Raw genomic sequence first — 26198 nt, 5'->3', positions numbered from 1 at the left:
CTAGCAAAGAAGGCTGGAAAGAAGGCCCAGGTCCTGGCCAGGACCCGGGCCTTCCCTCCACCGGCACGGTTATGGAGAGATCGATACCGGTGGTGTCCTGCCTGCGTTCAGGCGCCGAACTTCTGCGTTTCGCTGACCGCATGCAAAGACACGTCGTTGCTGTATTTGCCCTCGAAATCGGCCAGCAGCTGAAGGATGGCGGGCTGCGCGAGATGAACGTTCAGCGCATCCATGTCGCGCCACGCCTCCATCGCCATGATGGTGCCCTTCCGCTCATCCTCCACCCCCATATGATAGAAGATGCAGCCATCCTCCGCGCGCGAGGGTTCGCACAGAGCTTGGAGGCGGGCAAGAAGACGCGGCAGGGTTTCAGGGTCGGTGTGAATAAGGCCGGTCACGACGATCATGGGCCATATCTCCTGCTGAAGGGGAACGAAAAAGGCGATCAGGTCTGGTGGATGATCCCGAAGATGCGCTCCTGGAACCGCCACTGGCCGTCGCGCTTGACGAGCTTGTCATTGTAGCAGGCGCGCGCACGCCTATCCCTGCCGCTTTCGGGGTCGGTATAGACTTCAGAAAAATAGGTCCTCGCCTCGGCCGTGTCGCCGTCCACGCGGATCATGCCCGGCATGGCGATGAAGGAAAGTTCGGGATAGCCCGGCATTGCGCTCGACCAAAGGTCCATCACATTGTCGCGGCCCGACACGATCCCCAGATCCGGATAGTGAGACAGGTCCCAATGGCCGTCCTCGGCCCAGAGGCTGGTCATCAGTTCACGATCATGCCGGTTCACCGCATCGGCATAGCTTTCCATCAGTTCGCGGATGGCGATTCGGTCTTCCAGCGGTCCTGAATAGTTGCGGCTCACGCCCCTCTCCTTTTCTTGCTGTCTGTCAGGCTAGGCGGCTTCGCCCTTGCCCAATACTCCCGAAAATCGCAGGTCAGCGATATTGGTCCCGCAACAGGCGGCGCAGTACTTTGCCCGACGGATTGCGCGGCAGCGCTTCGCAGAAGGCAATAGACTTGGGCGCCTTGTAAGCCGCGATCCGCTCCCGCGCCCAGGCGATGATGGCGGCGGGATCGGGCTGGCGGCCCTCCACCGGCACGATGATCGCCTTCACCGCTTCGCCCCATTTGGGGTCGGGCACGCCGATCACCGCGACGTCATGCACGTCGGGATGGCTGAACAGCGCATTTTCGACCTCGGCCGGATAGACATTCTCGCCGCCGGTGATGATCATGTCCTTGATCCGGTCGGCCAGATAGACATAGCCGTCCGCGTCCTGCCGCCCGGCGTCCCCGGTGCGCAGCCAGCCATCGGCGTCGATCGTCTCGGCGGTTGCCTCCGGCCGGTTATAATAGCCGGTCATGGTGGCGGCGGAGCGGATCGCGATCTCGCCCACCTCGCCGCGCGCCAGTTCCGCGCCGTCGGGGCCGAGAATGCGGATCTCGACGCCGGGCAGAGGCAGGCCGACGCTGGCCATGCGGGGATTGCCGTCCACATCATGATCCTGCGGCGGCAGGCCGGTGATGGTGCCTGCCGTCTCGGTCATCCCGTACATTTGCGCAAAGCCACAGCCGAAAACGCCGATCGCCTGCCGCAACAGGTCGAGCGGAATGGCGGAGCCGCCATAGCAGATGGTTTCCAGAAAGCTGAAATCCGTACCCGCCGCCTTGGGATCGTCGCATACGATCCGCAGCGCGGTGGGCACGATCATCAGCTTGGTGATGCGATAGCGCACGAGCAGGTCCAGCACCTGATGCGGGTCGAAGTCGCGCACCACAATGGCCTTCGCGCCATGCTGGAGCGCCCATAGCCCCCAGCCCGATCCGCTGATATGGAAGATCGGCATGGCGACCAGCGCGACATCCTCCGTGCTCCAGCGATACCAGTCGGGCAGCGCCTCCGCCGGAACCGCGTCCCGCAGCGCGAGCAGGCTGCGGTTGGTCAGCATCGCGCCCTTGGGATTGCCGGTCGTGCCGGAGGTGTAGAGTTGCAGCACCACATCCTCATAGCCGCCGTCGGCCTGCGGATCGCCCTCAGCCTGCCGGTCGCGCCACTGCGCAAACGGTTCGCCCTCCCCGGCCTCGGTCAGCAGCACCGGGCAGCCGGGCGCGGGATCGAGCCGCGCCAGAAATTCGGGATCGGCCAGCAGCAGCGCGGGGCTGCAATCATGCAGGATATAGGCGACCTCCGGCGGGGCGAGCCGCCAGTTGATCGGCACCAGCACCATTCCTGCGCGGATCGCGCCCATCCAATATTCGAAATAAATGTCCCGATTCTTGCCGAGGTAGGCGACCCGTGCACCGGGCTGAAGACCCATCGCCGCCAGGCCGTTGGCGATGCGGCTGGCGCGGCGGTCCAACTCGCCATAGCTGGTTCCCCCCCCCTCAAAGACCAGCGCGACGGCGCTGCTCCGCCGGGCGCCATGGTCCCGCACATATCCGCCGATCGTCTTCATGCGAAGCAATGCCTCCTCTTCCTCACGCCTTCCTTAGGGCTTCGCGCCGCTTTCGCCCCCTCTCAATTTCCATGGTTTGACGCTTATACTGGCGAAATCGTCAGTGCCCTCCCGCGACAGGGCGATTATGCTGCCGGGCGACAAGCGGTTTTACGGTCGGGAGAGTGCAATGGATCTGGGACTGAAGGGCAGGAAAGCGATCCTGATCGGCGCCAATGCCAGCGTCGGACGCCACGCGGCGGAGGTTCTGGCGCAGGAGGGCTGTCATGTCGCCCTGTGCGGCCGCACGCAGGAAAAGGTCGACCGGGTGATCGAGACGGTCAGGAGATTCGACGTGCAGGCCTTCGGCAAGGCGGTGGACGCCAGCGACGCAGTTGCCCTGCCCACCTTCATCGAGGAGGCGGCCGATGCGCTGGGCGGCTGCGACATCTTCATTTCCTTCGTCTCCACCAATCTGGGCGTCGACAGCGACGAAGGATGGCAGGCAGTCATGAACGCCGACATCCTGCCCCTGTCACGGGGCATCCGGGCGGCGCTTCCCTTCCTGCAACAGTCCGATGCGGGGTCGATCGTCACCCTGTCCTCGACCGGCGCGGTGGAGGATTTCATGGGGCCGCAGCCCTATAATGCGCTGAAGGCCGCGGTCATCAACTACAGCAATGCGCTGGCGCAGAAACATGCGGCGGAGGGTATACGCGTCAACTGCCTGATCCCCGGTCCCATTTATACCGATGACGGTCCATGGGCCGCGATCAAGGCCAATATGACGGAATTTTATGACAGCATCCTCTCGCAAATTCCCATGGGCCGCATGTGCACCGGCGAAGAGATCGGCCGCGCGATCGCCTTCGTCGCCTCGCCCGCCTGCCGCTTCATGACCGGGGCCAGCCTGGTCGTCGACGGCGGCCTGACCAAGCGGGTGCAGTTCTGACCGGAGAGCATGGGATGAGCGAGGAAAGACCGGCGCGGATCAACTGCGTCCTGATCGCGGGCGGGCTGTATCACGATTTCGATTTCGCCCGGCTGGAGTTGCTGAAACTGCTCGGCGAAGACCCCCGCGTGCGCACCCGCGTTTTTGAGGATTATGCGAATATCGACGCGATCCGCGAGGCGGATTTCCTGATCACCTACACCTGCGACGTCATCCCGCCGCTGGAGGTGCAGGAGGCGCTGCGCAACTGGGTGAAGGATGGTGGGCGCTGGTATGCGCTGCACGGCACCAATTCGGTCCTGCGCCTCTTCGACAACGGCCTTTACGGCAGCCCGCGCTGGGCGCCGCTGATGATGGAGACGCTGGGGACGCAGTTCATCGCCCATCCGCCGATCGCGCCCTATAAGGTGACGGTTGCCGATCCTGATCATCTGCTGACGCAGGGGGTGGAGCCGTTCGAGACGACGGACGAACTCTATCTGATGGAGCGGCATGGCGACCTGCACGTCCTGCTGGAAACGGAGTTCGAGGGCGACGCCACCGGCTTTGACGAACATGTCTGGGCGCATGACCGGCATCCGGTGCTTTATATCAAGCCGCAGGGCGAAGGCGCCGTACTCTACAATACGCTGGGCCATTGCCGGGGCCATTATGACATGCAGCCCGCGCTGGACTGGTGGCCGCAGATCGACCGCTGCGCCTGGGACCTGCCGGTCTTTTCCGATCTGCTGCGCCGGGGTATTGCATGGGCGAAGGACAGGAAAAAGGGCGGAGAATAACCCCGCCCCTCTTTGTCCGACAGCTGACCTTCCCCTCAACCCAGCGGCGTCACCGGCAGATGTTCCGCGCCGGGCGCTTCATCGGGTACTGCCACCTCGATCCAGCCTTCCCCATCTTCGCGCAGGTCGAAGCGCATCAATGGCTTGTAATCCGCGCCGCCCATGCATTCGCCATTTTCCAGCTTGAACCGGGCGCCGTGCAGCGGGCACATGATCGCGCCGCGCCGCACCCGCCCGTCGGGCGCGAAGCTCGCCGCCTGATGCGAGCAGCGGTTGATGAGCGCATGCAACTTGCCCTCGTCCCGCACGATCAGCACCGGCCAGCCATTGACGATGAAGGCCTGCAACGATCGGTCGGCAATCTCCCCCGCCCTGGTCACCCGGTAGAAATTCTGCGACATTCCTGTTTCGATCCTGGTTGAAGATGTTCGATCAAGCATCATTCGATCCTAGCACGCTTTCGCATTCCTCGACGGTGAAAGACAAGATTGCGGCGCGGTCGAACAGCCTTTCCTCGTCCTCCGCGATTTCCTGCGCCACCGCCGTTTCGGCCAGCGCGGCAAGGCAGCGGTCATGCGCGGCGCGGTCGGCAAAGTCGATCTCCATCACGACGTCGAAATCGGGCAGGGGCGCGCCATCATCGATCGGCGCCACATAACGGCGCACATAGCGCAGCGCATGGCCGGCCAGCACCCGCTCCCCGATCCGCCGGTGATGGCGTTCATAATAGTCGCGAAAGGCCTCGACCGTCAGGCCGGGCCTTCGCTTCAGCAGGGTGACCCGCGTGAACATGACCGTCAGGCCGCCGCCGTCAGCTGCACATAATGGCGCAGGTCCCAGTCAGCATCGCCCAGCAGCGCCGCCAGCAGCATCGTCCGCTTGAACGCCTGCCCCACCATCAGTTCCTCGGTCGTGCCGATGCCGCCATGCAGTTGCACCGCCTCTTCCGCGATCTTCATGGCGCAACCGCTGATATAGGCCTTGGCCCCGATGATCGCGGCATGCGCCTCCTTTGTGCCCGGATTCTGGGCTGCGGCGCGATAGAGTTGCGATCGGCTGAGTTCGACCATCGCATAGCCGTCGGCCAGACGATGCTGCACCGCCTGGAAGCGGCCGATCGGCTGGCCGAACTGTTGGCGCGTCTTCACATAATCGACGGTAGCGTCAAACATATGGCCCATCAGCCCGATCAGTTCGGCGATGATGGCAAGCCGCGCCTGATCCAGCACCCCCTCCAGCGCGTCCTGCCCCTTCGGCAGCAGCGCCGCGGGCGCATCGCTGAACTGGATGTCGCTGGCGATCGACCCGTCGACCAGCCGGTAGTCGGTCCGGGTCACGCCCTGCGCGTCCGCATCGATCAGATAGATGCCGGGCGCCCCGTCCTCGTCGCAGGCGGTCACCAGCAACAGGTCCGCATAGCCGCCGCCCATCACGCAGCTCTTGGCACCATCGATGCGAACCTGCCCATCGCTGCCCGACGCCCGCGTCTGCGGCTTGGTCGCCAGAAAGCGCGCCCCCCGCTCCAGATGCGCCAGTGCGGGCAGGCTTTCGCCAGCGATGATGCGCGGCAGCAGTTCGGCCTTCACCGCCTCCGTCGCGCCCCGCTCGATCAGGGCAGCGGCGGTCAGGATGACCGGCAACACCGGCTCGGTCGCAACGCCCTTGCCCAGCGCCTCCGCCACGGTGATCAACTCGACCGCTCCGCCGCCCAGACCGCCATGCTCTTCCGAAAAGGGCAGCGCCAACAAGCCGGCTTCCGCCAATATCCGCCATCCCTGCCGCGAAAAGCCCCATGGTTCGGCAATATAGGAAAGGCGGCGGATCGGATCATAATGATCCGCGACGAACCTTTCGACCAGATCGCGCAGCAGCCGCTGCTCTTCGTTAAGATCGAAGTTCACGCTGACGTCCCCTACTCTCCATAATCCGGTTCACGCCGCATGCCGACGTGCCGATCATGTTAAAGCATGATAATGGCGTTCCAGCCGACTGCCCTTTCCACTAGTTCGTCCCCCAAAACCGGGTAGGCGACAGGGTTCCGAGACCTATCACTACTCATAGGTTTTGAACGCTTGTCTAAGTATCTCGCCAAGCGTAGCCTTCCTTCCATGGAGAGATCAGACGACTCATTCGTCGCCTGCATGGATCATATCGACCAACAGAGCGTAAGCCCGGTCGATTTGCGGTCCCGCAGGCAGGGCACCATCTTCATCGCGTCGATCGACGATGTTCGACCCGCGGCTGAAGCCATACGCGATCTTGCTAAGGAGCTTAGCAATTTCCGTGTCGCAGCCTGCGCCAACATCGCTTCGAAAACGCCGATGACCGATGCCGATGGGAACGCGCTGGCGTCTTCCATCTTCGGCTGGCCAGGATCGAAGGACCAGTGGTGGAAAAAGCCGCTGCTCGCGCTCAGTTCCCCGCTCACCTTCGCCTGCCGTTATGAAAGCGAACCCTTCTGGGCCAATGCGGAGGGTATTCACACCCGCGCGCCCAACCCCCTGCTCGACCAGATCGACATGTCGCATTTCTGCGATGAAGTGAATGCAGACTCGGTTATCGTCATTCCCGTCCATCTGCCCTTCGGTCAGATCGGCGTCGTCAGCTTCTCGCCGATTGATTCTGGGCGCAGCGATCTGTCGGCTGAGTTCGACCTTTATGCCGATATATTGGAATATCAGAGCCGCCGCTTCATCAACGGCTATTCCCGCGTCACTAGCCAGCGGCCCTGGATTCCGCGCAACTGCCGCCTCTCGAAGCGGGAGGTCGAATGCTTGCGCTGGGCAGCACTGGGCAAGACCGATGTCGAGATCGCAATGATCCTCAGCCGCAGTTGCGCAACGGTGCGGTTCCACATTCACAATGCCGCCATCAAGCTAGAGGCGGTCAACCGCAGTCAGACCGTCTTCAAGGCGACGCAACTCGGCTATCTGGGCAGCGTGGCGGCAGTTCCCTCCTCCCAGCACCAGCACGCGTAAAGCGGTCCCATTGTGGCATCTTTCGCCTCCGCCCTGCGATGGGCGGGGGTTTTTTATTGCGTCCACGGCTTCTGCGGGGCTGCGACTTTTCCCAACCTATTCTTTCTTACAGAAGCCACGGCTCGCCACTCTTTCCATAGTCAGGTCAGACAAAGGAAAGGCCGTTCATGGGTGAGGTCATCGACATTGCGGAAGGACTGTTCGTTGCAGAGCCGCACCCGGCGCTGGTGGGCGGGCGGCACAAGACGACAGGACACATCGTCTTCCCGTGCCCGACCGGCACCGGCGATTATGAACCAGTCCTCCTGCCGCGCCGGGGCACGCTATGGTCCTGGACGGTTCAGCGCTACCGACCCAAGACCCCGCCCTATGCAGGACCGGAGGATTTCACCCCCTTTGCGCTCGGCTATGTCGAGTTGCCCGGCGCGGTGATCGTGGAGGCGCCCTTCACCGATGTCGCGTTCGAGGATCTGAGGATCGGCATGGAAATGGAAACCGTCCTCATTCCGCTGAACGAAGATGCGCAGGGTCGCACGATCCGCACTTTCGCCTTCGCCCCGGTCAATGAGGGCTGAGCCATGGCGGACGTCTTCATCGTCGGCATCGGCATCCATCCCTTCGGCCGCACCGATGGCCTTTCCGGACTGCAACAGGGCGCCTATGCGATCGGCAAGGCGCTGGAGGATGCGGGCCTTGGCTGGACCGACATGCAGTTCGGCTTCGGCGGCTCCGACAGCAGCGGCAATGCCGACACAATCGTCAATGAAATGGGCCTGACCGGCATTCCGATCATCAATGTCCGCAATGGATGCGCCACTGGTGGATCGTCGCTGATCGGGACGTGGCAGGGCGTGGCGTCGGGCCAGTATGATCTCGGCGTCGCCTTCGGTTTCGACAAGCATCCGCGCGGCGCCTTCAACGCCATGCCCGCCGAATACAGCCTGCCCGACTGGTATGGCGCGGTGGGCATGATGGTGACGACGCAGTTTTTCGCCATGAAGCTGCAACGCTATATGGCGCATTATGGCATCAGCCATGAGGCGCTGGGCCGGGTCGCGCAGAAGGCGTTCGACAATGGCGTCCACGCGCCCCACGCGTGGCGCCGGTCGCCGGTCGATCTGGACACGATCCTGACCAGCACGATGATCTCCGATCCGCTCACCAAATATATGTTCTGTTCGCCCGCGGAGGGCGGCGTCGCCCTCATCCTCGCCAGCGAGAAGAAGGCGCGCGAACTGGGCCGGGCGAATATCCGCATCAAGGCGGCGGTGACGCGCACCCGGCCGCCGGGGTCGTTCGAGGTCTTCTCCCCCAGCCTTTCGATCGAGCGCGGCGGGGCGCCGACCCTGCTCGCCTCCGCCGCGGCCTTTGCCATGGCCGGCATCGGGCCGGATGATATCGACGTCGCCCAGATCCAGGACACGGAGTCGGGCGCCGAGATCATGCACATGGCCGAGAACGGCTTCTGCAAGGATGGCGAGCAGGAGGAATGGCTGGCCGAGGGGTGGAGCCGGATCAGCGGGCGGCTGCCGGTCAACACCGATGGCGGCTGCCTTGCCTGCGGAGAGCCGATCGGCGCGTCCGGGTTGCGGCAGGTCTATGAAAATGTCGTGCAGCTTCGCGGCGCGGGCGGTGGGCGCCAGGTGCCCGGCAATCCCCGCACGGCCTATACCCATGTCTATGGAGCGCCGGGCATTTCGGGCGTCACCATTTTGGAACGATAAGAGAGATGGACCTGCATTTCACCCCCGAGGATGAAGCCTTCCGCCGGAGCGTCCGGGATTTTCTCGATACGCATCTGCCCCGGCACCTACGCGAAGGCATGGCGGCGACGCCCGGCGTCTTCGTCGAACCCGATATCGGCCAGGAATGGCAGCGCATCCTGCATGAAAAGGGATGGCTCGCCTATAATTGGCCGGTCGACTGCGGCGGCACGGGATGGACGCCGGTGCAGCGCTATATTTTCGAGAAGGAATGTGCGCTGGCCGATGCGCCCAGCCTGCCGGTGCTGAGTCTCAAGCTGCTCGGCCCCGTCATCTGCCGCTTCGGCACGGCGGAGCAGAAGGCTCGCATATTGCCCCGGATTCTCGACGGCAGCGACTATTGGTGTCAGGGCTTTTCGGAACCCGGCTCCGGGTCCGACCTCGCCAGCCTGCGGACGCGCGCGGAACGGCGCGGCGACCATTATGTCATCAACGGCCGCAAGCTGTGGACGACCCACGCCCATCATGCGAACAAGATCTTCTGTCTGGTGCGCACCGATCCGGAGGCCAAGGCGCAGCGCGGCATCAGCTTTCTCCTCGTGGACATGGACCAGCCCGGCGTCGAAGTGCGGCCGATCAGGGGACTTGCCGGCGACCATGAGGTCAATGAAGTGTTTCTCGACGAGGTGGTGACCCCCGTCGAAAATCTGGTGGGGGAAGAAGGCATGGGCTGGACCATCGCCAAATTCCTGCTCGAAAATGAGCGCGGCGGCGCCTGCCATGCGCCCAAGCTGCTGTCCGACATCCAGAAGTTGCGCCGCAATGCCGCGCTGGAGCCGGATGGCAGGGGCGGCACCATGGCGGACGACGGCGCATTCATGGCCGACCTCGCCCGGATCGAGCTGACCGCGCAGGCGCTGGAGATGACCGAGCTGCGCGTGCTGGCGGAAATCGCCAAGGGGCTGCCGCCCGGCCCGCAAACCTCGCTGTCGAAGATGATCGCTTCCACCCTGCGCCAGCAGGTCGACGGCATGGCGGTGCGGCTCTACGGCTATGCCGGACTGGAGCTGGAGCCGCGGCGCCCGCTTTATGGCGAGGCCGCGCCCGCGCCGATCCACGGCAAGGCCGCGCAGCTGGCAGCGCCCCGCTATCTTAACAGTCTCGCCTGGACCATCTTCGGGGGTACGAACGAAGTCCAGCGCACCATCATCGCCAAGACGGTATTGGGTCTCTGACCCCCATAAAACAGGAAAGTACGGAGAGAGACATGCAACTCAGCCGCGAAGCGCTGATCCGGGCTTATCGCCAGATGAAGACCATCCGTATGTTCGAGGAACGCCTGCACGACGAGATCGCGCTGGGCGAGATTGCGGGTTTCACCCATCTCTATGCGGGGCAGGAAGCCTGCGCCGTGGGGGTGTGCGAACATCTGGGGCCGACCGATTACATCATCTCCACCCATCGCGGCCACGGCCATTGCATCGCCAAGGGATGCGACGTGATCGCCATGATGAAGGAAATTTACGGATCACGCGATGGGCTGTGCAAGGGCAAGGGCGGCTCCATGCACATTGCCGATGTGGGGGTGGGCATGCTGGGCGCGAACGGCATCGTCGGCGCGGGCGCGCCCATCGCCGTCGGCGCGGGGATCACGGCCAAGAGCAACGGCACCGTCTCCATCGCCTTTTCGGGCGACGGCGCGTGCAATCAGGGCACGACCTTCGAGGCGATGAACATGGCGGTGGTGCTGAAGCTGCCCGTTATCTTCGTGTTCGAGAACAACCATTATTCCGAACATACCGGCGAGGCCTATGCCGTCGGCGCGGAGAGCATGACCGCCCGTTCCGCCGCCTTCGGCATGAAGGCGATCAAGGCGAACGGCATCGACTTCTTCTCGGTCTATGAGGCGATGCGCGAGCTGATCGATTATTGCAAGGCGGGCAATGGCCCGGCTTCCATCGAACTCGACTGCGAGCGTTTCTACGGTCATTTCGAAGGCGATCCGCAGCGCTATCGCGGCCCCGGCGAGCTGGACCGCATCCGCGAGGAACGCGACTGCCTCAAGACCTTCCGCGGCAAGGTGACGGAAGCGAAGCTGCTCGACGGCGCGGAACTGGACAAGGTGGACGCCGAGGTCACCGACCTTATCGACCGCGCCGTGGCGGAGGCCAAGAGCGCAGCCCGGCCGACCGCCGCCGACGTCGTTCAAGACGTCTACATCAACTACTGACGCCAGGGGGATCGACAATCATGGCCATGAAAATGATCCGAGACGTCATTCGCGACACGATCGACGCGGAAATGGCGCGCGACGACAGCCTGATCATGCTGGGAGAGGATATTGTCGGCGGCAACGGGTCCGCCGGCGGTCCCGAAGCGATCGGCGGCATCTGGGGCACGTCCGGGGGCCTCTGGGCGAAATATGGCGGCGATCGCGTCATCGACACGCCGATTTCGGAAAGCGCCATCATCGGCGCGGCGGCGGGCGCGGCGTTGACCGGCAAGCGCGCCATCGCCGAAATCATGTTCGCCGACTTCATCGGCGTCTGCATGGATCAGATCTGGAATCAGGTCGCCAAGTTCCGCTACATGTTCGGCGGCAAGTCGCGCTGCCCCATCACCATCCGCATGCCATATGGCGCGGGATTCAACGCCGCGCCCCAGCATAGCCAGGCGATCCACCAGATCGTGACAGCCATGCCGGGCCTGAAGGTCGTGATGCCGACCACGCCCGCCGATGCCAAGGGGCTGCTGACGCAGGCGATCCGCGACGACGATCCGGTGATCTTCCTTGAGCACAAGGCGCTTTACGGCGTGAAGGGCGAGGTGCCGGAAGAGGATTATGTCATCCCCTTCGGCCATGCCCGGCAGGTGACACAGGGCGACGACCTCACCATCCTCGCCACCGGCATGATGGTAGGCTTTGCCGAAAAGGCGGCCGCCGATCTGGCGCAGGATGGCATCGGCTGCGATCTGCTCGACCTGCGCACCACCAGCCCGCTCGACGAGGAAGCGATCCTCGACAGCGTGGAGCGCACCGGGCGCCTGCTGATCGTCGATGAAGCGCCGCCGCGCTGCTCGCTCGCCACCGATCTGTCCGCGCTGGTCGCGCAAAAAGCCTTTGCCTCGCTCAAAAGCCCGATCGAGATGGTGACGGCGCCGCACAGCCCGGTGCCCTTCGCCCGCGAACTTGAATCCGCCTATCTGCCCTCGCCCGACAAGATCGTGGCGGCGGCGGTGAAGCTTATGTCGTACCGGCGGGGGTAAGCAATCATGGCCAATCTGCGCGCATTCGCCATGCCCAAATGGGGCATAGAAATGACCGAGGGCGTGGTCGCCGAATGGATGGTCGCCGAAGGGGCGCCGTTCAAGAAGGGCGATCTGCTCGCGCTAATCGAGACCGACAAGATCACCAATGAGGTCGAGGCCGAGGCCGACGGCATGTTTCCGCGCCTGCTCGCGGAAAAGGGCGGCACCTATCAGGTCGGCGAGTTGATCGCCGTGCTGGCCGGGCCGGGCGACAGCCCGAGCGCCGAGGAAGTGGACGCCTTTGTCGCCGGGTTCAAGCCGGCCGAAACGAAGGTAGCCTCCAAGGCGGGAGCCGCGCCGCCTCCACCGCCTCCGCCGGTCAAAGTCGAGACAGCAGCTCCGGTGAAAAGAGCGACCACGATCGCCGCCGATGCGAACATCAGCCCCGCCGCCCGCGCCTTTGCGGAGGAGCAGGGCGTCGAGATTTCCGGCATTGTCGGGTCGGGGCCTAATGGCCGCATCACCTTCCAGGACGTGCAGCAGGCCAGCCTGCCCCCGGTCAGCGTCGGCGGCGGCGCGCCGGTCGACCTGACGCCCATCGGCAACAGCCTGAACGGGGTCTTCGCCAGCCCGCTGGCGCGGCGGCTCGCCGTCCAGCATGGCGTGGATCTTGGCGGCATGGCGGGCACCGGTCCCAGGGGCCGCATCTGCAAGGCCGATGTGCTGGCCAAAGTTAAACCGGCCGACGCTCCAGCCGGAGCGCCACCAGCATTCGCTCGCCCCGCTCCCGGCGCGGCGGAAGTCATCAAGATGTCACCCATGCGCAAGGCCATCGCCAAGGCGCTGTCTCACAGCAAATCGACCATCCCGCATTTCTATCTGCGATCGAAAGTACGGATCGACGCGATCCTTGGCTTGCGCGCGCAGGCCAAGGCGGCGACGGGCGAAGCACCCAGCATCAACGACTATATCGTCCGCGCCTGCGCGCTGGCGTTGGTCCGGCATCCGGACGTCAATGTGCAGGTCCACGGCGACGAAATCCATCGCTTCGGTAGCGCCGACATTGCCGTGGCGGTCGCGACGGACAAGGGGTTGATCACGCCAATCGTGAAGGGCGCGGACACATTGTCGGTCGCGGCGATATCACGCGAGGTGAAAACGCTCGCGGAAAAGGCGCGCACCGGCAAGCTTCAGCCGGAGGAGTTTCAGGGCGGCAGCTTCTCGGTCAGCAACCTGGGCATGTTCGGAATCGACCAGTTCGACGCGATCATCAACCCGCCGCAGGGTGCGATCCTGGCGATTGGCGCAGGCACGCGTCAACCAATCGAGATCGGCAATGCGCTGGCCTTCGCGACGATTGTGGAGATGTCGCTGTCCTGCGATCATCGCGCCATCGACGGCGCGGTCGGGGCAGACTTCATGCGGACGCTGAAGGGTCTGATCGAGGAGCCGGCCTTGCTGGTCGGCTGATCGCCAATGTCATCCGCTTCAGGCGTAGTCGATAAGCGCGCTGCGCTCGTTTCTCGACTACGCCCAAAATGAACGGGTGGCAAAGGTCATCCAGAGTGCCCGGCCATCCATTCGCGGCTGGTGCGCAACAATTGGGCAGCGCGTGACTTCAGATCAGGAAAAGTTTCCCGCAAGAGCCGCGAGCGTTCCTCGACCGCGACCGGCGATCCATCAGGCATCGCGTCCAGCAATCCCCCCATCGAAAGCTGCCCCTGCCCCAGCGGAACGCGCCCGTCGATAGCCTCGATCAGAATGGCATCCGGATCGGTCGGATCGGCCCCCGGCATCGGCGCGTCGCAGAGCTGGCAATAGCTGAGCCACTCGACCGGCACCGCCTGCACATCGGCCAACGTCCCGCCCGACCGGGTCCAATGCAGCGCGTCTATGAGCAGCCCCCCGGCCGGTGATCCGATCTCGCCCAAAATGGCGCACGCCTGTTGGATCGTTTTAACCTCGGTGAACAAGCCAAACTCCAGATTGATCCGGATGTCGCCCCGCGCGTGGTCCATCAGCGCGGCGAGCTTGTCGCGAGTAGCGCCCGGATCGGGATCGCTGCTGACGCAGAGCACATTATGCGCGCCCAATTCCATGCCGATATCGACGATCCGCCGGTGGTCGGGATCGGGCGGTCCCGGCTTGATCCACACGACCTCCACATCCAGCAGCGGCAGGCCGGTCGCCGTCAGTGCCCGCCGCACCGATCGGGTGGTGCCAGGCGTCCAGTCGGCCGGTTCGACCCACATGCCGCCATAGTCGAAACCCGCCCAAGCCGCACATTCGACCAGCTGCACGGGAGTCGCTTCCGGCATGATGCCCGACGCCATGGCGATCGGATGGCGCGCCATAGCCTCAGCCCGCCGCCGCCGCGACCGACGCCGCAATATCGGCGGGTGAAGGATTGGACCGCAAGGTCAGCCCGCCATTCACCTGCAAATTCTGGCCGGTCATGAAACATTCGTCACTGGCCAGCCAGACGCAACCTGCTGCAATATCCTCTGCCGTGCCATAGCGGCCCAGCGGATAGCCCTTGATGAAAGCGTCCATCAGGCCCGGCACAGCCTGCGCATCGGCCGTCATCGGTGTCTCCGTGACGCCCGGAGAAATGCTGTTGACGCGGATGCCGCGCTCGCCGAACTGGTTGGCGACGCTGCGCACCAGATGATCGGTCCCCGCCTTGGTCGCCATATAGGCGTCATGATCGTGGAACAGGATGGTGGCGGTGGCGGAGCTGATCTGGATGATCGCCCCACCCCGTTCCGACATGACGGGGATCAGCGCCTGAAAAAACTGGAACGGCCCGCGCAATTGCAGCGCATACATCCGGTCCAGTTCCTCCTCGCTCGTCTCCAGAAACGGTTTGAGCAACCCCCAGCCGGTCGCGTTGACGGCAATGTCGATCCCGCCCAGCCCTTCAGCCGCCATGTCGACCATCGCCCGGATAGACTCGCCCTCGGCGAAGTCGCAATCCACGGCCACGCCGCCAATCTCGCCGGCCAATTCCTCCAACACATCGCGATGCCGCCCGGCAACCGCTACTTGTGCGCCCTCTGCGGCGAAACGGCGAGCAATTGCCTGCCCCATATTGCCTCGCCCCGCGGCACCGACGACGAGTGCCCGCTTGCCTGCCAGTCGCCCCATCAGACGAATTCGTCCGGGCGGGGTGTACGGCGCAGCGACTGCCCAGCGGTTACATCGATCACCTGCCCGGTGACGAGCGCCTCGTCGCTCGCCAGCCAGAGCGCGCTATTGGCGACATCCTCGACCGTGGCGAAGCGGCCAAGTGGTATTTCCTTCAGGAATGCGCGCGTTACCGCCTCCACCGCAAAATAGCCTGCCGTCATCGCGCTCTTCGTGAAGCCCGGCGCGATGGCGTTGACCCGAATATTGCGCTCACCCAGCTCATTGGCGGCGACACGAACGAGGGCATCGGCGCCTCCCTTCGATCCCGCATAGGCGGACAGGCCCGGCGCCTGCACCAGCACCGTGAGCGAGGAAGCCGTGATGATGGAACCGCCCTCCGCCATCGCGAGCGCCATCTGCTTGATGAATAGGGCAGTGCCCACGAAATGCACGTCCGCCGCCTGACGGAAAGTCTCGGCGCTGGTTTCGATCAACGGGCCGCCGGATTCGACGCCCGCATAGTTGACCGCAATATCCAGCCGTCCGAAATGATCGATCGCCGCTTTCGCTAGCGCCGCCAGATCATCCTCGACGGTGATGTCGCAGGCGACCGCAACGGCTCCCACATCCCGCGCCACGGCTTCCACCGCCTCTTTACGTCGGGCGGCCAGAACCAGCCTAGCCCCCTCCTGCGCAAAGCGCCGCGCAGTGGCCGCCCCCATGCTCTCGGCATTGGACGCGCCCAATATGACGGCGACCTTTCCTTCCAGACGGCCCATATCCACTCCTTGACGCTTGTGTCGTGCGGAGGAGATTAACGGCGGCTCCGGTTTCGCCAACTCGACTTTCTATGAGGGTGCCTCAGTCCTTCGCGCCCAACCCCAGAAAGCCCGCGCTGAAGAAGGGCACCATCCGATCGATCATCGTGTCCAGATCGCCGGATCTGAGCAGCCCGCCCGATTGTCGGTCGAGCATTCCGCTTTCCACCAATATGTGCGTTGTCGCCGCCTGATAGAAGAAAAAGCCCCATTGCACGTCGAGCGGCGCCATCTCCGGGTGAATGGCCACCAGGGCTTCGACGAAGGATGAAATCAGCCGGTCATAATGCTGGCGAAAGGGCGAGACATATTCCTCCTCCTGAGGATGATTGGCGACGAAAGCGAGCAGACGGATATAGTTTTTCCAGCCCGGCCCGCCGCGCATGGAGCGTTCCGCGATGGGGCTGATGAGCGCACGGATGACGGCCTCCCTGCGAACCCGGCGGCTGCCCTCAACCTGCAAGGCCGCCTCCAGCGCGGCCTCTATGCTGCTGGCATGTTCCTCCGCCCGCCTTTCGATCACCGCACCGAACAGGCTCTCCTTCGACCCGAAATGATAGTGGGACAGAGCCAGTTGCACGCCTGCATCGGCCGCGATCTCCCGCAAGCTAACGCCGTAGAAGCCACGCCAGGAAAACAGCATTTCCGCGGAATCCAATATCCGGGCCGCCGTTTCCGGGGCTCGACGCCGATCGACCTTCACCTGTGCCATTCGTCTAGGAACCTATCACTTTTAGTAGATTAGCGCCCGCCAGGCATTCCGCCCTGACGCAGATATTGACTCTTCCAGAGCATAGCGCAAAATTTGGTCGATCGTTCAAGCAAAAATCAGCCGGAGAGGGCTATGACGGGTGAACAACTGATGGACCGCCAGGTTGCGGACTATGACGCGCCGGTGCGTGGGGATCCAATCACCGGCGAGCGTTACTACGCAAAGCGCTGGGCCGACGCGGAATGGGACAAGGTCTGGACCAAGGTCTGGCACATCGGCGGCATGGCGGCGGACCTGATCGATACAGGCGATTTCCTGACCCACAATCTCGGCCGCGAGTCGGTCGTGATGCTGAAACAGGAGGATGGCTCCGTCCGGGCCTTCTACAATGCCTGCCTTCATCGCGGCTATCGCCTCGCCTGGACGGAAATTGGCGGAGCCCCCCAACTTGTGTGCGGCTACCATGGCTGGCGCTACAATCCTGACGGCATGCTTGCCCATGTGCAAGACCCGGAGGACTTCGCGGGCGGCTCCCCTTGCGGCAAGCATCGCCTGACCGAAATCGCTTGCGAGGTGTGGGGCGGCTTCGTCTGGTTCAACATGGACAAGGATGCAGCGCCGCTGCGCGAATGGTTGGGCGAGAAGGTCGCCAGCCATCTGGAACAGTGGCAGATGGATAAGATGACGCGCGTTTATGCCGTGGTGTCGGACGTGCCCTGCAACTGGAAGATCATCCGCGACAATTTCAACGAAAGCTATCATCTGCCGACGCTGCATCCGCAGATTTCAACGGTCATCAACGACGATCATACCGACTGCGTTTTCCACATCTATGCGGAAACCGGTCACAACATGATGCGGATGAAGGGATTGCAGCCCTCGGCCCGCTACGACACGCGCAACAAGCTCGACATTCCGCTGGCGCAGGCGCTGGAATATTGGGAACTTAACCCCGCCGATTATGGCGAGAGCGCCATGGATGCCCGCGACGCTATCATCCGGCAGAAGCGCACACTGGGCGCTGCCAAGGGCTATGTCCATTATCCGGCGATGGGTGACGAGGAAATCGTCGATTATTTCCACTTCACCCTCTGGCCTAACATCACCTTTACGATGTGGCCCGACGGGGTGCAGGTACTCCGCTCCGAACCGCATCCCACCGACCCGGAACGCTGCCTGTTCGACCATTGGTTTGTCGCGCACCCGATCGGCGACAGCGATGTCGTCATCGGCCCCAACGGTCCCACTGCCTTCGAACCGATGGACCGCGAACATATCGTCTTTGGCGAAAAGACGCTGGGCGATGTGGCCGACCAGGACTTGTCGGTCGCCATCGGGCAACAGCAGGGGCTGCATTCGCGCGGCTTTCGCGGAGGCATCCTCGCCAATCAGGAAAAACGGGTCCAGTTCTTCCATGAGAAGCTGAATGACGTTTGCGGGATCCACGACTGACATGAGCGTCAACCGCCGCTTCATCCTGGCCGCGCGGCCGCAGGGCCTGCCCCGCCCCTCCGATTTCCGGCTGACCGATGAGCCGATTCCGGCCATTGGCGAGGGCGAGTTCCTGATCCGCAACCATTATGCCTCGATCGATCCAGCCATTCGTGGGTGGCTCGACGCCGGGGGCAATTATATGCCGCCGGTGCCGATCGGCGACGCGGTGCGCGCCTCCACCGTGGGCGTGGTGCAGGAAAGCCGGTGCGACGCGTTTCAGACGGGTGACTGGGTGATGGGGCTCAACAAGATCGAGACTCATTCGGTCGGGCGAGCGGACGGCTTCACTCATGCCATCGATGTGAGCGCGGTTTCCTCTCCTACCGCCTATCTGTCGGTAGCGGGTGCGGTCGGGTTGACCGCCTGGTTCGGCGTAGAGGATATCCTGCGGCCCGGCCCGGACGACACGCTGCTGGTCAGTGGCGCCGCCGGGGCCGTGGGGTCGCTGGTGGGCCAGTTGGCCAAGATGCGTGGCACTCGCGTCGTCGGCATTGCGGGCAGCCCCGCCAAATGCGCCAAATTGACTGACCGCTACGGCTTTGACGCCGCCATAGATTATCGGGGTAAGGACGTGGCGACCCTTGCCGCCGACATCGCCGCCGCCTGCCCTCGCGGCGTGAACTTCGTTTATGAAAATGTGGGGGGCGTTTGCCTCGACGCCGCACTTCTCAATCTGGCGGACGGCGCGCAGGTCCTGCTGTGCGGCCTTATCTCGGAATATAATCGGGAACCGGTCGGCGCCCGCCATCTCTGGCAGTTGATCGTCAAGACGGCGACGATGCGCGGCTATCTCGTCAGCCAATATGTGCATCGTTTCCCCGAAGGCGTCCGCGCCATGGCCAGTCTCGCGGCGCAAGGGAAGCTGAGATATGAAGAGCATGTCGAGGAGGGAATCGATAATGCCCTGCATGCCTTTCTGCGGCTGTTTGAAGGCACGAACGAGGGTAAGATGATCCTCAAGCTGATCTGACCCTTAGGCGACACCGAACGGCGCTAACAGCACCCCTGCTCCATATCCCTTCACAGACAGGCGTTCCCTTATAGATCGGCCCCCTGGGCAGGCTCATCGTGCCCGTGGCGATCGCCCGTGCCAGCCTACCTGTGACAAACAAGAGTTGGGAAAGGCGCCCGCTGCGATAAACAGGCACTATTGCTGGTTTTGGGATCAGAAGGCGTGATCAGGAGCGCTCCCCGTCCGGCATGGCTGATCATCCGGGGAGGAAAAGATGAAGCGATTTGCATATCTGTTGGCCGGCGTGTCCGCGTTAGGCATGCTGCCTGCGAACGCCTTTGCTCAGGGCGAGCCGCAACCCATTGGCGGGATCGCAGACATCGTCGTCACCGCACAGAAGCGGGCCGAAAACATGCAGAATGTGCCGATTTCCGTCTCGGCCGTGGCAGGTGAGCAGCTCGCCAACATGCAGGTGACGACGCTTCAGGCATTGCAGGGATCGGTCCCCAATGTGCAGATCGACAATTTCGCCAACACCCCCAACAACGCGGTTTTCACTATTCGCGGCATCGGCGTGATCGAACCCGATCCCTATGCGGGCAATACCGTGTCGATCGTGGTCGATGGCGTACCGCAATTCTTCAGCATGGGCGCACTGCTCGACATGTATGATGTGGGGCGCGTGGAAATATTGCGCGGTCCGCAGGGCACCCTGTTCGGCGCGAACACCACTGGCGGTGTCGTCAATGTCGTAACGAAGCAGCCTACTGGCGAGTTTGGCGGCTATCTCAAGGCCATGTACGGCAATTGGGACCGTTTCGACATTTCCGGCGCAATCGAGGCGCCCATCGTCGCAGATACGCTCTCCCTCAAGATTGCGGGCATCCACACGCAGCGCAAGGGCTGGGTCACCAACGTCTATGATGGATCGGACATGGGATCGAAGAATATCGATGCGGTGCGCGGCCAGTTGCTCTTCACGCCGGCGTCCAACGTGAAGATGACGCTTCAGGGCGAATATGTCGCCGCCCGCAACGGCGCGCCCGTCGTCGTCAACGGTGCTCTGCCGGGCGAGGCCAACTATGTTGCGCCGGGCGTCAACTATAATGGCAGCGTCCTTCCCATGTATCCAAGCCCATGCCTGCCAGCCGGCAGCCGCTGCAAGGCACCGGGCAAATATTATTCGGGCAATAATGAAGTGCCTGATACTTCCAACATGAACACCTATTTCGGTATATTGACGACCGAAATCGGCGATACAGCGCTGGGCGACATCACCAGCATCACCGGCTACAAGAAGTTCAATCTATTCGAATATACCGATCAGGACGGATCGCCCAAGACCAACAATGCCACCCGCCGTCGAACCGAAGGTTGGCAGTTCAGCCAAGAACTGCGCTCCTCCTTCAAGCTCAATGATGCAATTACCGGCGTCGCGGGCGTCTTCTACCTCAAGACCCATTACGACCATTATCAAATGTATCATCTGGACTTCGCCGCGCCCGGCCTCGCCCAGTATAACACGCAGGATCAGGGCACCGAATCCGTTTCCGCCTTCCTCCAGAGCTATTTCCAGGTCACAGACCGGCTGAAGCTGCAAGGCGGCATCCGCGTCACCCATGACCGGATCAGGGCGCGCTCGACGCTGGATTATGCGATGAACCTGCCGCCGCTCACCTCCGACGATTTCGCGGTTGCGCCGGGCATTGGCGACCTCAACAACGTGCCACACCAGATTGACACCGGCGGCCGCAAGAGCTGGAACAATGTCGGCTGGAAACTGGGCGCGGATTATGAAATCGGCCCGAACCAGATGGTCTATGCCAGCTGGGCGCGCGGCTTCAAGTCGGGCGGATTCACCGGCCGCATCGGCGTGGTGCAGGACGGCGACACCCCCTATGGGCCGGAAAAGGTCGACACGTTCGAAGCGGGGATCAAGGCCGACCTGCTGGACCGGCGGCTGCGCGTGAACCTGGCCGCCTTCTACACCAATTATCGCGACATGCAGGTGGCGCAGATTTATTTCGACAGCGCGACCAACGTGCAGGGCAACCGCATCCTCAATGCCGCGAAGGCCGAAATCAAGGGCTTCGAGCTGGAAGTGCAGGCTGTCCCGGTCGATGGCCTGACGCTGCGTGGATCGCTCGGCTATCTCGACACGAAATATAAGGAGTTCCTCTATTTCGATCCGGTCAGCACGACCATCTACGATCTGAAGGGTGCCGCGCTGCAAAATGCGCCCAAATGGGCCGCGACGGCGGGCGCCAATTACACGCTGAACCTGCCGGGCGGATCGAAGATCGTCGCCGACCTCAGCTATCAATATACGTCGAAGAAATATTATACCGCGATTCTCAACACCCCACGTTCGGAAATCCAGCCGACCCATTATGTTGACGCGCTATTGACATGGTATGCGCCGGGTGACCGGTTCCAGATCGGCCTCTGGGGCAAGAACCTGTTCGACAAGCGCTATATCTCCACCTCCTATGACTCGCCGGGCTATGCCGCGCTCGTCGGCTATGCCCCGCCGCGGCAATATGGCGCATCCGTCACCTACAATTTCTGATAAGGAGCGCGAGCGGGGGTCAGCGGCTATGCTGCCCCCATGCCCGCGAATTCGCCTATGGCCGCAGAGCTGCTGATTGCCCATGACCAGATCGGCAACGCGCTTGCCCGGCACAGCCGCGGCGTGGACCGCGCCCATGCCGCGCTGATCGCGAGCGCCTATCATCCCGGCGCGACGGTCGATTATGGCTTTTTCCGCGGCGATGCCTCGGCGCTCGCCACGACGCTGGCCGATGCGATGACAGCCGCTCCACCGACCCTGCACCGCACCGCCCCGCCGATGCTCCGCCTAGAGGGCGAGCGGGCCGTGAGCGAAGCCTATGTCATCGCTTATGCGCAGGAGACGGGCATGCAGCGGCTGATTTTCGGCCGCTATCTCGACCGGCTGGAGCGGCGCGGGGGTGAATGGCGGATCACCCATCGCGATTATGTCATGGACGGCAACGTCAACCGTGCCGACGCCTCCCTGCCTGCTTCGCTTCCGCTGACGCCCGACCCTTTCGTCCCCAGCGGCGCGAAGGGATCGGCCGACACCGCCCTTGCCCTGCTCGCTTGTCACCATGCCGCTTCCCTCGCCGCCCAAGGAGCCACGCCCATGACGCCCGATGCCGCCGCGCTGGACCAGGCCGTTTCGCGCCTTGCCATCCATGATCTCGTCATGACCTATTGCCGGGGCGTCGACCGCGCCGATGCGGACTTGCTGGCATCGATCTTCTGGGAGGACAGCAACGTCGTCTCCGGCGTCGTCAACGGATCAGCCGCCGACTTTGCGAACGAGGTCACCGACTATTGCCGCGCCAATCTGGATTATTGCTTCCATTCGGTCGCCAATGAATGGATCGAGGTGAAGGGCGACCATGGCGTGGGTGAACATTATGTCCTCGCCCATCTGTCGGCCGGCGGGCAGGATGTGATGACCGGAGGGCGCTATCTCGATCGCTATGAGCGGCGCGGCGGCACCTGGAAGATCGCCAGCCGCACCTTCGTCGCCGACTGGAACACCGCCCATCCGGTCAGCATGGCGCTCGACGGCATGTATGAACCGCTGAAGACGCGCGGCGCTTTCGGGCAGGACGATCCGGTCTACGCCCATTGGTCGTCGTTATAATCAGGAGAGGAAAGTCATGGGAAAGCTGGACGGCAAGGTTGCCATCATCACCGGGGGCGCCTCTGGTCTGGGCGCGGCCGACGCGCGGCTGCTGGCGGCGGAGGGCGCGAAGGTCGTCATCACCGACATTCAGGACGCGCCGGGCGAAGCGCTGGCAGCGGAATTGCCCGGCAGCCTTTACCTCCACCATGATGTGCGCAGCGAGGTGGAGTGGGACAGGGTGGTCGGCACCACCATGGAACGGTTCGGTCGGCTCGACATATTGGTCAACAATGCCGGTCTGGTCCGCTTCGCCACGGTCGAGGATCTGAGCTACGCCGATTACAAGATCCAGATCGACGTCATGCTGGACGGCACTTTCCTTGGTTGCAAGGCGGCAATCCCGCGCATGAGCCGCGACGGCTCCGGATCGATCATCAACATGGCCTCGATCGGGGGCATGAAGGGAATGAGCGTCATTCCCGCCTATGCGGGGGCAAAGGGCGGCATCATCGCCATGACCCGAAGCATCGCGGTGCATTGTCAGGAGCAGGGCTATAACATCCGGGTCAATTCGATCGCGCCGGGCAGCATCGTAACACCCATGACCGCGCAGGCGCTGGCCGAACTGCCTGCCGATTCCGCTGGACTGAAGCAGAGCGCCGCCCACGGCATGGGCCAGCCGATCGATATTGCGAACATGGTCCTGTATCTCGCCTGTCAGGACGGGCGCCACATCACCGGCACCAATATCGTCATCGATAATGGAGAGACGATGCGCTGAAGGCGCGTCAGCTTCCCGTCCCACGCTGGTGGTAGAGGTCGATGACGATCTTCTCCACCAGCGCCAGCACATTGTCGCGCCGCTGGCCCGGCATGGTGGACATGAGCAGCAGCCCCAGATGCGTCGCGGCAACAAAATCGCTCGCCACTTGCAGCCTATCCTCATTCCCCTCCCATTGCGGGAAAGAACCGGCGACCTCCTGCGTCCATACCCGGTCATAACGCACCGCGCCCGGCACGAAGCAGTCGCGCAGTTCCGCGTCCGTCCGCGCCGCCACCAACAGTTCAAGATAGGCGGCATAGTCCCGGCTCTGCACGCTGTCCCAATACATCGCCGTCGCCTGTTGCGGCTGATCGTCGACGATCGTCGCACTTGCCCGGAAGTCGGTGAGGAATCGAGCGATGCGCCGGTCAACCACATGGTCGATGACGGCCGACACCAGATCGCTTTTGGTCGGGAAATGATGCTGTAGCGCACCGCGGGACACCCCAGCCTGCTCTGCCAGCGCCAGCACGGAAAAGCCCGCATAGCCCCGCTCGACCAGCCAGTCGACGGCGGCCTCCAATATGCGCTCGCGCATCAGGGCGCTCTTGCGGCTTTGCCAGCTTTCCGGGGCGGTTTCCTTGTCAGCCATGTCTGCTCCCCTAGCAAAAAGCACAGCATGGCGAACAGCGGGGAAATTTAATACAAGCAACTGTGATTGTTTTTTAGCAGTATGAGTCGGCATCCAGCCCGGCACAGACAGGAGAGACGCCATGAACCCGGATATTCGGGCATTGCACGACCGCTTTGCCCTACAGGATCTGCTTACCGCTTATTGCTATGCGGTCGACCGGCTCGAGGATGTCGAGGGCCTCGTCAGCCTCTTCACCCCTGACGCCGATTATGATCTGAGCGCGATCGGCCTGCTCAGGACGAAAGGGCATGAGGGCATCCGCGCCTTCTTCACCCGCGTCTTTGCTGACATGGCGCATCACGCCCATTACAGCGCCAATTTCACGGTGCAGCGGCTCGACGGCGACACTGCCTCGACCCGCGCCTATGTGACCGGCATGGGTATCGCAAAGGATGGCAACAGCGTCACCGTTCATGTCGATTACTATCTCGACTGCGTGCGCACGCCGGAAGGGTGGAAGATCGCCCGCTTCTACGAGGAGCCGCTGCTGCCAATGCCGGGATCTCTGGGCGAAATCCATGGCCGGGAGACGAGCGATGCCGCCTGAGGCCTCCTATCCCACATCCCCCCTGGCCGAAAAACCTGCAGCCCGCGGCGACGCGATTACCGGCGAGCGCTATTACAGCCGCGACTTTGCGGCCCGTGAATGGGAGCATATGTGGAAGCGCATCTGGCATGTGGGCGGCCGCACCGCGCAGCTGGAGGATGCGGGCGACTTCATCGTTCATAATTTCGCCCATGAATCGGTGATGATGGTGAAACAGGAGGATGGGTCGATCCGCGCCTTCTTCAACGTCTGTCAGCATCGCGGCAACCGGCTGGTAACGGTCAGCGAAGGCGGGGTCGCGGGCAGCTTCGCCTGCACCTATCACGGCTGGAAATGGGGCATAGACGGCGCCCTTCAGCATGTGCAGGACCCAGAGGATTTTCCGCAAGGCAATCCTTGCGGCAAGCTGCGCCTGTCCGAACTGCCATGCGAGACATGGGGCGGCTTCATCTGGTTCAGCTTCGATCGCAACGCCCCAACGCTACGTGATTATCTGGCGCCCGTTCCCGACCTGCTCGCTAATCGCGATCTCGACAACTGGACTCGGGTGGTTTGGCGGCGGCTGCGCGTCAACACCAACTGGAAATTCGCATCGGACAATTTCAACGAAGCCTATCATATCCCTGCGGTACACCCGCAATTCATGCCGATCATCGACGATCATTATGCGACCACCGTGTTCGAAATGTATCCGGCAGGTCACAACCGGATGATCGAGAAATTTCAGCCATCGAGCCGCTATCCCGACGCCCAGCAGGTAAAACCGCTCTGGGCTGAGATACTGAAGGAATGGGAGATAGACCCCGCCGCTTATGAAGGCCGCGCCCAGTCAGCGCGGGAGGCGTTGCAGGAGGCGCGGCGGCGACTGGGGCCGGCGCGCGGCCATGCGCATTTCGCGGCAATGACGGACTGGGAACTGACCGATCAGTTCCACCATACGCTTTTCCCTAATGTCACGTTGACGGGAACGCCGGAGGGGCTGCATTTCTTCCGCACCGAACCGGATGCCGAAGACCCCAACTGGTCAACTTTCGACTATTGGTACATCGTTCCGAAGATCGAGGGCGCGGACGCGGTGGCCACACTCTACGGCATGCGCCCCTATGAAGAGGCCTCATTCGAGGAGGGCGATTTCAGCGACTATCAGGCGACCATCGCACAGGGCGATTTTCTCAGCCAGGACCTGTCACTGGCGGTGACGCAGCAGCAGGGCCTGCGATCCATGGGGTTCACCGACGCCTATCTGGCTGGGCAGGAAACGCGGGTCCGGCGCTTCCATGAGGTGCTGAACGATTATCTTGAGGGCCGACGATGAAAAAAGGGGGGAGG

General features: G+C 63.0%; 27 protein-coding genes. 16 read left to right on the top strand and 11 right to left on the bottom strand.

Annotated features, from left to right (window positions below; translation table 11 throughout):
• Positions 1-107: 107 nt before the first annotated feature.
• The 3 genes from ACZ5Y5_RS14445 to ACZ5Y5_RS14435 all read right to left on the bottom strand — a co-directional run bounded on the left by ACZ5Y5_RS14445 (position 108) and on the right by ACZ5Y5_RS14435 (position 2462).
• A complete protein-coding gene (locus ACZ5Y5_RS14445) occupies positions 108-407 on the bottom strand; it encodes a putative quinol monooxygenase (RefSeq protein ID WP_464811195.1) in 300 nt (99 codons plus the stop codon).
• A 38-nt stretch (positions 408-445) separates the two neighbouring features.
• Positions 446-868: a nuclear transport factor 2 family protein gene (locus ACZ5Y5_RS14440; protein ID WP_464811194.1), complete on the bottom strand. Its 423-nt coding sequence runs from the start codon at positions 866-868 to the stop codon at positions 446-448.
• Between the two features lie 73 nt (positions 869-941).
• Positions 942-2462: a fatty acid--CoA ligase gene (locus ACZ5Y5_RS14435; protein WP_464811193.1), complete on the bottom strand. Its 1521-nt coding sequence runs from the start codon at positions 2460-2462 to the stop codon at positions 942-944.
• 169 nt (positions 2463-2631) lie between these two features.
• On the opposite strand from ACZ5Y5_RS14435, the gene ACZ5Y5_RS14430 reads away from it, so the two are divergent.
• Together ACZ5Y5_RS14430 and ACZ5Y5_RS14425 are read left to right on the top strand one after the other, a co-directional pair.
• Positions 2632-3393, top strand: a complete 762-nt coding sequence (locus ACZ5Y5_RS14430) for an SDR family NAD(P)-dependent oxidoreductase (RefSeq protein WP_464811192.1) — start codon at positions 2632-2634, stop codon at positions 3391-3393.
• 14 nt (positions 3394-3407) lie between these two features.
• Positions 3408-4172 (top strand): ThuA domain-containing protein, encoded by a 765-nt coding sequence (locus ACZ5Y5_RS14425; protein ID WP_464811191.1) that lies wholly within the window; start codon positions 3408-3410, stop codon positions 4170-4172.
• Between the two features lie 35 nt (positions 4173-4207).
• Here ACZ5Y5_RS14425 and ACZ5Y5_RS14420 read toward each other — a convergent pair whose 3' ends face one another.
• Genes ACZ5Y5_RS14420 through ACZ5Y5_RS14410 form a run of 3 tightly spaced genes read right to left on the bottom strand, consistent with a single transcriptional unit; the run spans position 4208 to position 6073 of the window.
• Positions 4208-4573, bottom strand: a complete 366-nt coding sequence (locus tag ACZ5Y5_RS14420) for a Rieske (2Fe-2S) protein (RefSeq protein WP_464811190.1) — start codon at positions 4571-4573, stop codon at positions 4208-4210.
• Between the two features lie 31 nt (positions 4574-4604).
• Positions 4605-4964 (bottom strand): EthD domain-containing protein, encoded by a 360-nt coding sequence (locus ACZ5Y5_RS14415; RefSeq protein WP_464811189.1) that lies wholly within the window; start codon positions 4962-4964, stop codon positions 4605-4607.
• Between the two features lie 5 nt (positions 4965-4969).
• Complete coding sequence (locus tag ACZ5Y5_RS14410) at positions 4970-6073, bottom strand: acyl-CoA dehydrogenase family protein (protein WP_464811188.1); 1104 nt, start codon at positions 6071-6073, stop codon at positions 4970-4972.
• 240 nt (positions 6074-6313) lie between these two features.
• On the opposite strand from ACZ5Y5_RS14410, the gene ACZ5Y5_RS14405 reads away from it, so the two are divergent.
• The 7 genes from ACZ5Y5_RS14405 (at position 6314) to ACZ5Y5_RS14375 (ending at position 13572) form a co-directional block, all read left to right on the top strand.
• Positions 6314-7150 carry a helix-turn-helix transcriptional regulator gene (locus tag ACZ5Y5_RS14405; protein WP_464811187.1) on the top strand — a complete coding sequence of 279 codons (837 nt, stop codon included), beginning with the start codon at positions 6314-6316 and terminating at the stop codon, positions 7148-7150.
• A gap of 167 nt (positions 7151-7317) precedes the next feature.
• Positions 7318-7725, top strand: coding sequence for a Zn-ribbon domain-containing OB-fold protein (locus ACZ5Y5_RS14400; RefSeq protein ID WP_464811186.1), 408 nt, complete (start codon positions 7318-7320; stop codon positions 7723-7725).
• Positions 7726-7728: 3 nt separating this feature from the next.
• Positions 7729-8874, top strand: a complete 1146-nt coding sequence (locus ACZ5Y5_RS14395) for a thiolase family protein (protein ID WP_464811185.1) — start codon at positions 7729-7731, stop codon at positions 8872-8874.
• A gap of 5 nt (positions 8875-8879) precedes the next feature.
• Positions 8880-10088: an acyl-CoA dehydrogenase family protein gene (locus ACZ5Y5_RS14390; RefSeq protein ID WP_464811184.1), complete on the top strand. Its 1209-nt coding sequence runs from the start codon at positions 8880-8882 to the stop codon at positions 10086-10088.
• A gap of 32 nt (positions 10089-10120) precedes the next feature.
• Positions 10121-11083: a thiamine pyrophosphate-dependent dehydrogenase E1 component subunit alpha gene (locus ACZ5Y5_RS14385; RefSeq protein ID WP_464811183.1), complete on the top strand. Its 963-nt coding sequence runs from the start codon at positions 10121-10123 to the stop codon at positions 11081-11083.
• Positions 11084-11103: 20 nt separating this feature from the next.
• Positions 11104-12120 carry an alpha-ketoacid dehydrogenase subunit beta gene (locus ACZ5Y5_RS14380; RefSeq protein ID WP_464811182.1) on the top strand — a complete coding sequence of 339 codons (1017 nt, stop codon included), beginning with the start codon at positions 11104-11106 and terminating at the stop codon, positions 12118-12120.
• A gap of 6 nt (positions 12121-12126) precedes the next feature.
• Positions 12127-13572: a 2-oxo acid dehydrogenase subunit E2 gene (locus ACZ5Y5_RS14375; RefSeq protein ID WP_464811181.1), complete on the top strand. Its 1446-nt coding sequence runs from the start codon at positions 12127-12129 to the stop codon at positions 13570-13572.
• Positions 13573-13658: 86 nt separating this feature from the next.
• Here the strand turns inward: ACZ5Y5_RS14375 and ACZ5Y5_RS14370 are convergent, their stop codons facing one another.
• From ACZ5Y5_RS14370 to ACZ5Y5_RS14355, 4 genes are all read right to left on the bottom strand, one after another.
• Entirely contained in the window at positions 13659-14456 is a 798-nt protein-coding gene (locus ACZ5Y5_RS14370) for a sugar phosphate isomerase/epimerase family protein (RefSeq protein WP_464811180.1), read from the bottom strand.
• 4 nt (positions 14457-14460) lie between these two features.
• Positions 14461-15249 carry an SDR family NAD(P)-dependent oxidoreductase gene (locus ACZ5Y5_RS14365; RefSeq protein ID WP_464811179.1) on the bottom strand — a complete coding sequence of 263 codons (789 nt, stop codon included), beginning with the start codon at positions 15247-15249 and terminating at the stop codon, positions 14461-14463.
• A complete protein-coding gene (locus ACZ5Y5_RS14360; RefSeq protein WP_464811178.1) occupies positions 15249-16010 on the bottom strand; it encodes an SDR family NAD(P)-dependent oxidoreductase in 762 nt (253 codons plus the stop codon). Before ACZ5Y5_RS14360 ends, ACZ5Y5_RS14365 begins: the two co-directional genes overlap by 1 nt.
• 82 nt (positions 16011-16092) lie before the next feature.
• A complete protein-coding gene (locus tag ACZ5Y5_RS14355; RefSeq protein WP_464811177.1) occupies positions 16093-16761 on the bottom strand; it encodes a TetR/AcrR family transcriptional regulator in 669 nt (222 codons plus the stop codon).
• Positions 16762-16893: 132 nt separating this feature from the next.
• Here ACZ5Y5_RS14355 and ACZ5Y5_RS14350 point away from each other — a divergent pair, with 132 nt between their 5' ends.
• The 5 genes from ACZ5Y5_RS14350 (at position 16894) to ACZ5Y5_RS14330 (ending at position 23646) form a co-directional block, all read left to right on the top strand.
• On the top strand, positions 16894-18213 hold the full coding sequence (locus ACZ5Y5_RS14350; protein ID WP_464811176.1) for an aromatic ring-hydroxylating oxygenase subunit alpha: 1320 nt from the start codon (positions 16894-16896) through the stop codon (positions 18211-18213).
• A 1-nt stretch (position 18214) separates the two neighbouring features.
• Positions 18215-19225 (top strand): NADP-dependent oxidoreductase, encoded by a 1011-nt coding sequence (locus tag ACZ5Y5_RS14345; protein WP_464811622.1) that lies wholly within the window; start codon positions 18215-18217, stop codon positions 19223-19225.
• A 256-nt stretch (positions 19226-19481) separates the two neighbouring features.
• Complete coding sequence (locus tag ACZ5Y5_RS14340; protein WP_464811175.1) at positions 19482-21776, top strand: TonB-dependent receptor; 2295 nt, start codon at positions 19482-19484, stop codon at positions 21774-21776.
• A 57-nt stretch (positions 21777-21833) separates the two neighbouring features.
• The gene (locus ACZ5Y5_RS14335; RefSeq protein ID WP_464811174.1) at positions 21834-22883 is read left to right on the top strand and encodes a nuclear transport factor 2 family protein; all 1050 of its coding nucleotides are present in this window, start codon (positions 21834-21836) and stop codon (positions 22881-22883) included.
• Between the two features lie 16 nt (positions 22884-22899).
• The gene (locus tag ACZ5Y5_RS14330; protein WP_464811173.1) at positions 22900-23646 is read left to right on the top strand and encodes an SDR family oxidoreductase; all 747 of its coding nucleotides are present in this window, start codon (positions 22900-22902) and stop codon (positions 23644-23646) included.
• Between the two features lie 7 nt (positions 23647-23653).
• On the opposite strand, the gene ACZ5Y5_RS14325 is transcribed toward ACZ5Y5_RS14330, so the two are convergent.
• Entirely contained in the window at positions 23654-24280 is a 627-nt protein-coding gene (locus ACZ5Y5_RS14325) for a TetR/AcrR family transcriptional regulator (RefSeq protein WP_464811172.1), read from the bottom strand.
• A gap of 121 nt (positions 24281-24401) precedes the next feature.
• Between ACZ5Y5_RS14325 and ACZ5Y5_RS14320 the strand changes: the two genes are divergently transcribed.
• On the top strand, positions 24402-24869 hold the full coding sequence (locus ACZ5Y5_RS14320; RefSeq protein WP_464811171.1) for a nuclear transport factor 2 family protein: 468 nt from the start codon (positions 24402-24404) through the stop codon (positions 24867-24869).
• Positions 24859-26184: an aromatic ring-hydroxylating oxygenase subunit alpha gene (locus tag ACZ5Y5_RS14315; RefSeq protein ID WP_464811170.1), complete on the top strand. Its 1326-nt coding sequence runs from the start codon at positions 24859-24861 to the stop codon at positions 26182-26184. Before ACZ5Y5_RS14320 ends, ACZ5Y5_RS14315 begins: the two co-directional genes overlap by 11 nt.
• The last annotated feature ends 14 nt before the right edge of the window (positions 26185-26198 follow it).

The organism is Sphingobium sp. TomTYG65 (assembly GCF_055395525.1).
The sequence above is the reverse complement of the archived record's forward strand: the minus strand, read 5'-3'. Positions and strand labels throughout refer to the sequence as shown.

Coding starts and splice junctions, on each gene's coding strand:
- ACZ5Y5_RS14445 (WP_464811195.1), bottom strand. CDS start 407: ATGATCGTCGTGACCGGCCTTATTCACACCGACCCTGAAACCCTGCCG.
- ACZ5Y5_RS14435 (WP_464811193.1), bottom strand. CDS start 2,462: ATGAAGACGATCGGCGGATATGTGCGGGACCATGGCGCCCGGCGGAGC.
- ACZ5Y5_RS14430 (WP_464811192.1), top strand. CDS start 2,632: ATGGATCTGGGACTGAAGGGCAGGAAAGCGATCCTGATCGGCGCCAAT.
- ACZ5Y5_RS14425 (WP_464811191.1), top strand. CDS start 3,408: ATGAGCGAGGAAAGACCGGCGCGGATCAACTGCGTCCTGATCGCGGGC.
- ACZ5Y5_RS14420 (WP_464811190.1), bottom strand. CDS start 4,573: ATGTCGCAGAATTTCTACCGGGTGACCAGGGCGGGGGAGATTGCCGAC.
- ACZ5Y5_RS14415 (WP_464811189.1), bottom strand. CDS start 4,964: ATGTTCACGCGGGTCACCCTGCTGAAGCGAAGGCCCGGCCTGACGGTC.
- ACZ5Y5_RS14405 (WP_464811187.1), top strand. CDS start 6,314: ATGGATCATATCGACCAACAGAGCGTAAGCCCGGTCGATTTGCGGTCC.
- ACZ5Y5_RS14400 (WP_464811186.1), top strand. CDS start 7,318: ATGGGTGAGGTCATCGACATTGCGGAAGGACTGTTCGTTGCAGAGCCG.
- ACZ5Y5_RS14395 (WP_464811185.1), top strand. CDS start 7,729: ATGGCGGACGTCTTCATCGTCGGCATCGGCATCCATCCCTTCGGCCGC.
- ACZ5Y5_RS14390 (WP_464811184.1), top strand. CDS start 8,880: ATGGACCTGCATTTCACCCCCGAGGATGAAGCCTTCCGCCGGAGCGTC.
- ACZ5Y5_RS14385 (WP_464811183.1), top strand. CDS start 10,121: ATGCAACTCAGCCGCGAAGCGCTGATCCGGGCTTATCGCCAGATGAAG.
- ACZ5Y5_RS14380 (WP_464811182.1), top strand. CDS start 11,104: ATGGCCATGAAAATGATCCGAGACGTCATTCGCGACACGATCGACGCG.
- ACZ5Y5_RS14375 (WP_464811181.1), top strand. CDS start 12,127: ATGGCCAATCTGCGCGCATTCGCCATGCCCAAATGGGGCATAGAAATG.
- ACZ5Y5_RS14370 (WP_464811180.1), bottom strand. CDS start 14,456: ATGGCGCGCCATCCGATCGCCATGGCGTCGGGCATCATGCCGGAAGCG.
- ACZ5Y5_RS14365 (WP_464811179.1), bottom strand. CDS start 15,249: ATGGGGCGACTGGCAGGCAAGCGGGCACTCGTCGTCGGTGCCGCGGGG.
- ACZ5Y5_RS14360 (WP_464811178.1), bottom strand. CDS start 16,010: ATGGGCCGTCTGGAAGGAAAGGTCGCCGTCATATTGGGCGCGTCCAAT.
- ACZ5Y5_RS14355 (WP_464811177.1), bottom strand. CDS start 16,761: ATGGCACAGGTGAAGGTCGATCGGCGTCGAGCCCCGGAAACGGCGGCC.
- ACZ5Y5_RS14350 (WP_464811176.1), top strand. CDS start 16,894: ATGACGGGTGAACAACTGATGGACCGCCAGGTTGCGGACTATGACGCG.
- ACZ5Y5_RS14345 (WP_464811622.1), top strand. CDS start 18,215: ATGAGCGTCAACCGCCGCTTCATCCTGGCCGCGCGGCCGCAGGGCCTG.
- ACZ5Y5_RS14340 (WP_464811175.1), top strand. CDS start 19,482: ATGAAGCGATTTGCATATCTGTTGGCCGGCGTGTCCGCGTTAGGCATG.
- ACZ5Y5_RS14335 (WP_464811174.1), top strand. CDS start 21,834: ATGGCCGCAGAGCTGCTGATTGCCCATGACCAGATCGGCAACGCGCTT.
- ACZ5Y5_RS14330 (WP_464811173.1), top strand. CDS start 22,900: ATGGGAAAGCTGGACGGCAAGGTTGCCATCATCACCGGGGGCGCCTCT.
- ACZ5Y5_RS14325 (WP_464811172.1), bottom strand. CDS start 24,280: ATGGCTGACAAGGAAACCGCCCCGGAAAGCTGGCAAAGCCGCAAGAGC.
- ACZ5Y5_RS14320 (WP_464811171.1), top strand. CDS start 24,402: ATGAACCCGGATATTCGGGCATTGCACGACCGCTTTGCCCTACAGGAT.
- ACZ5Y5_RS14315 (WP_464811170.1), top strand. CDS start 24,859: ATGCCGCCTGAGGCCTCCTATCCCACATCCCCCCTGGCCGAAAAACCT.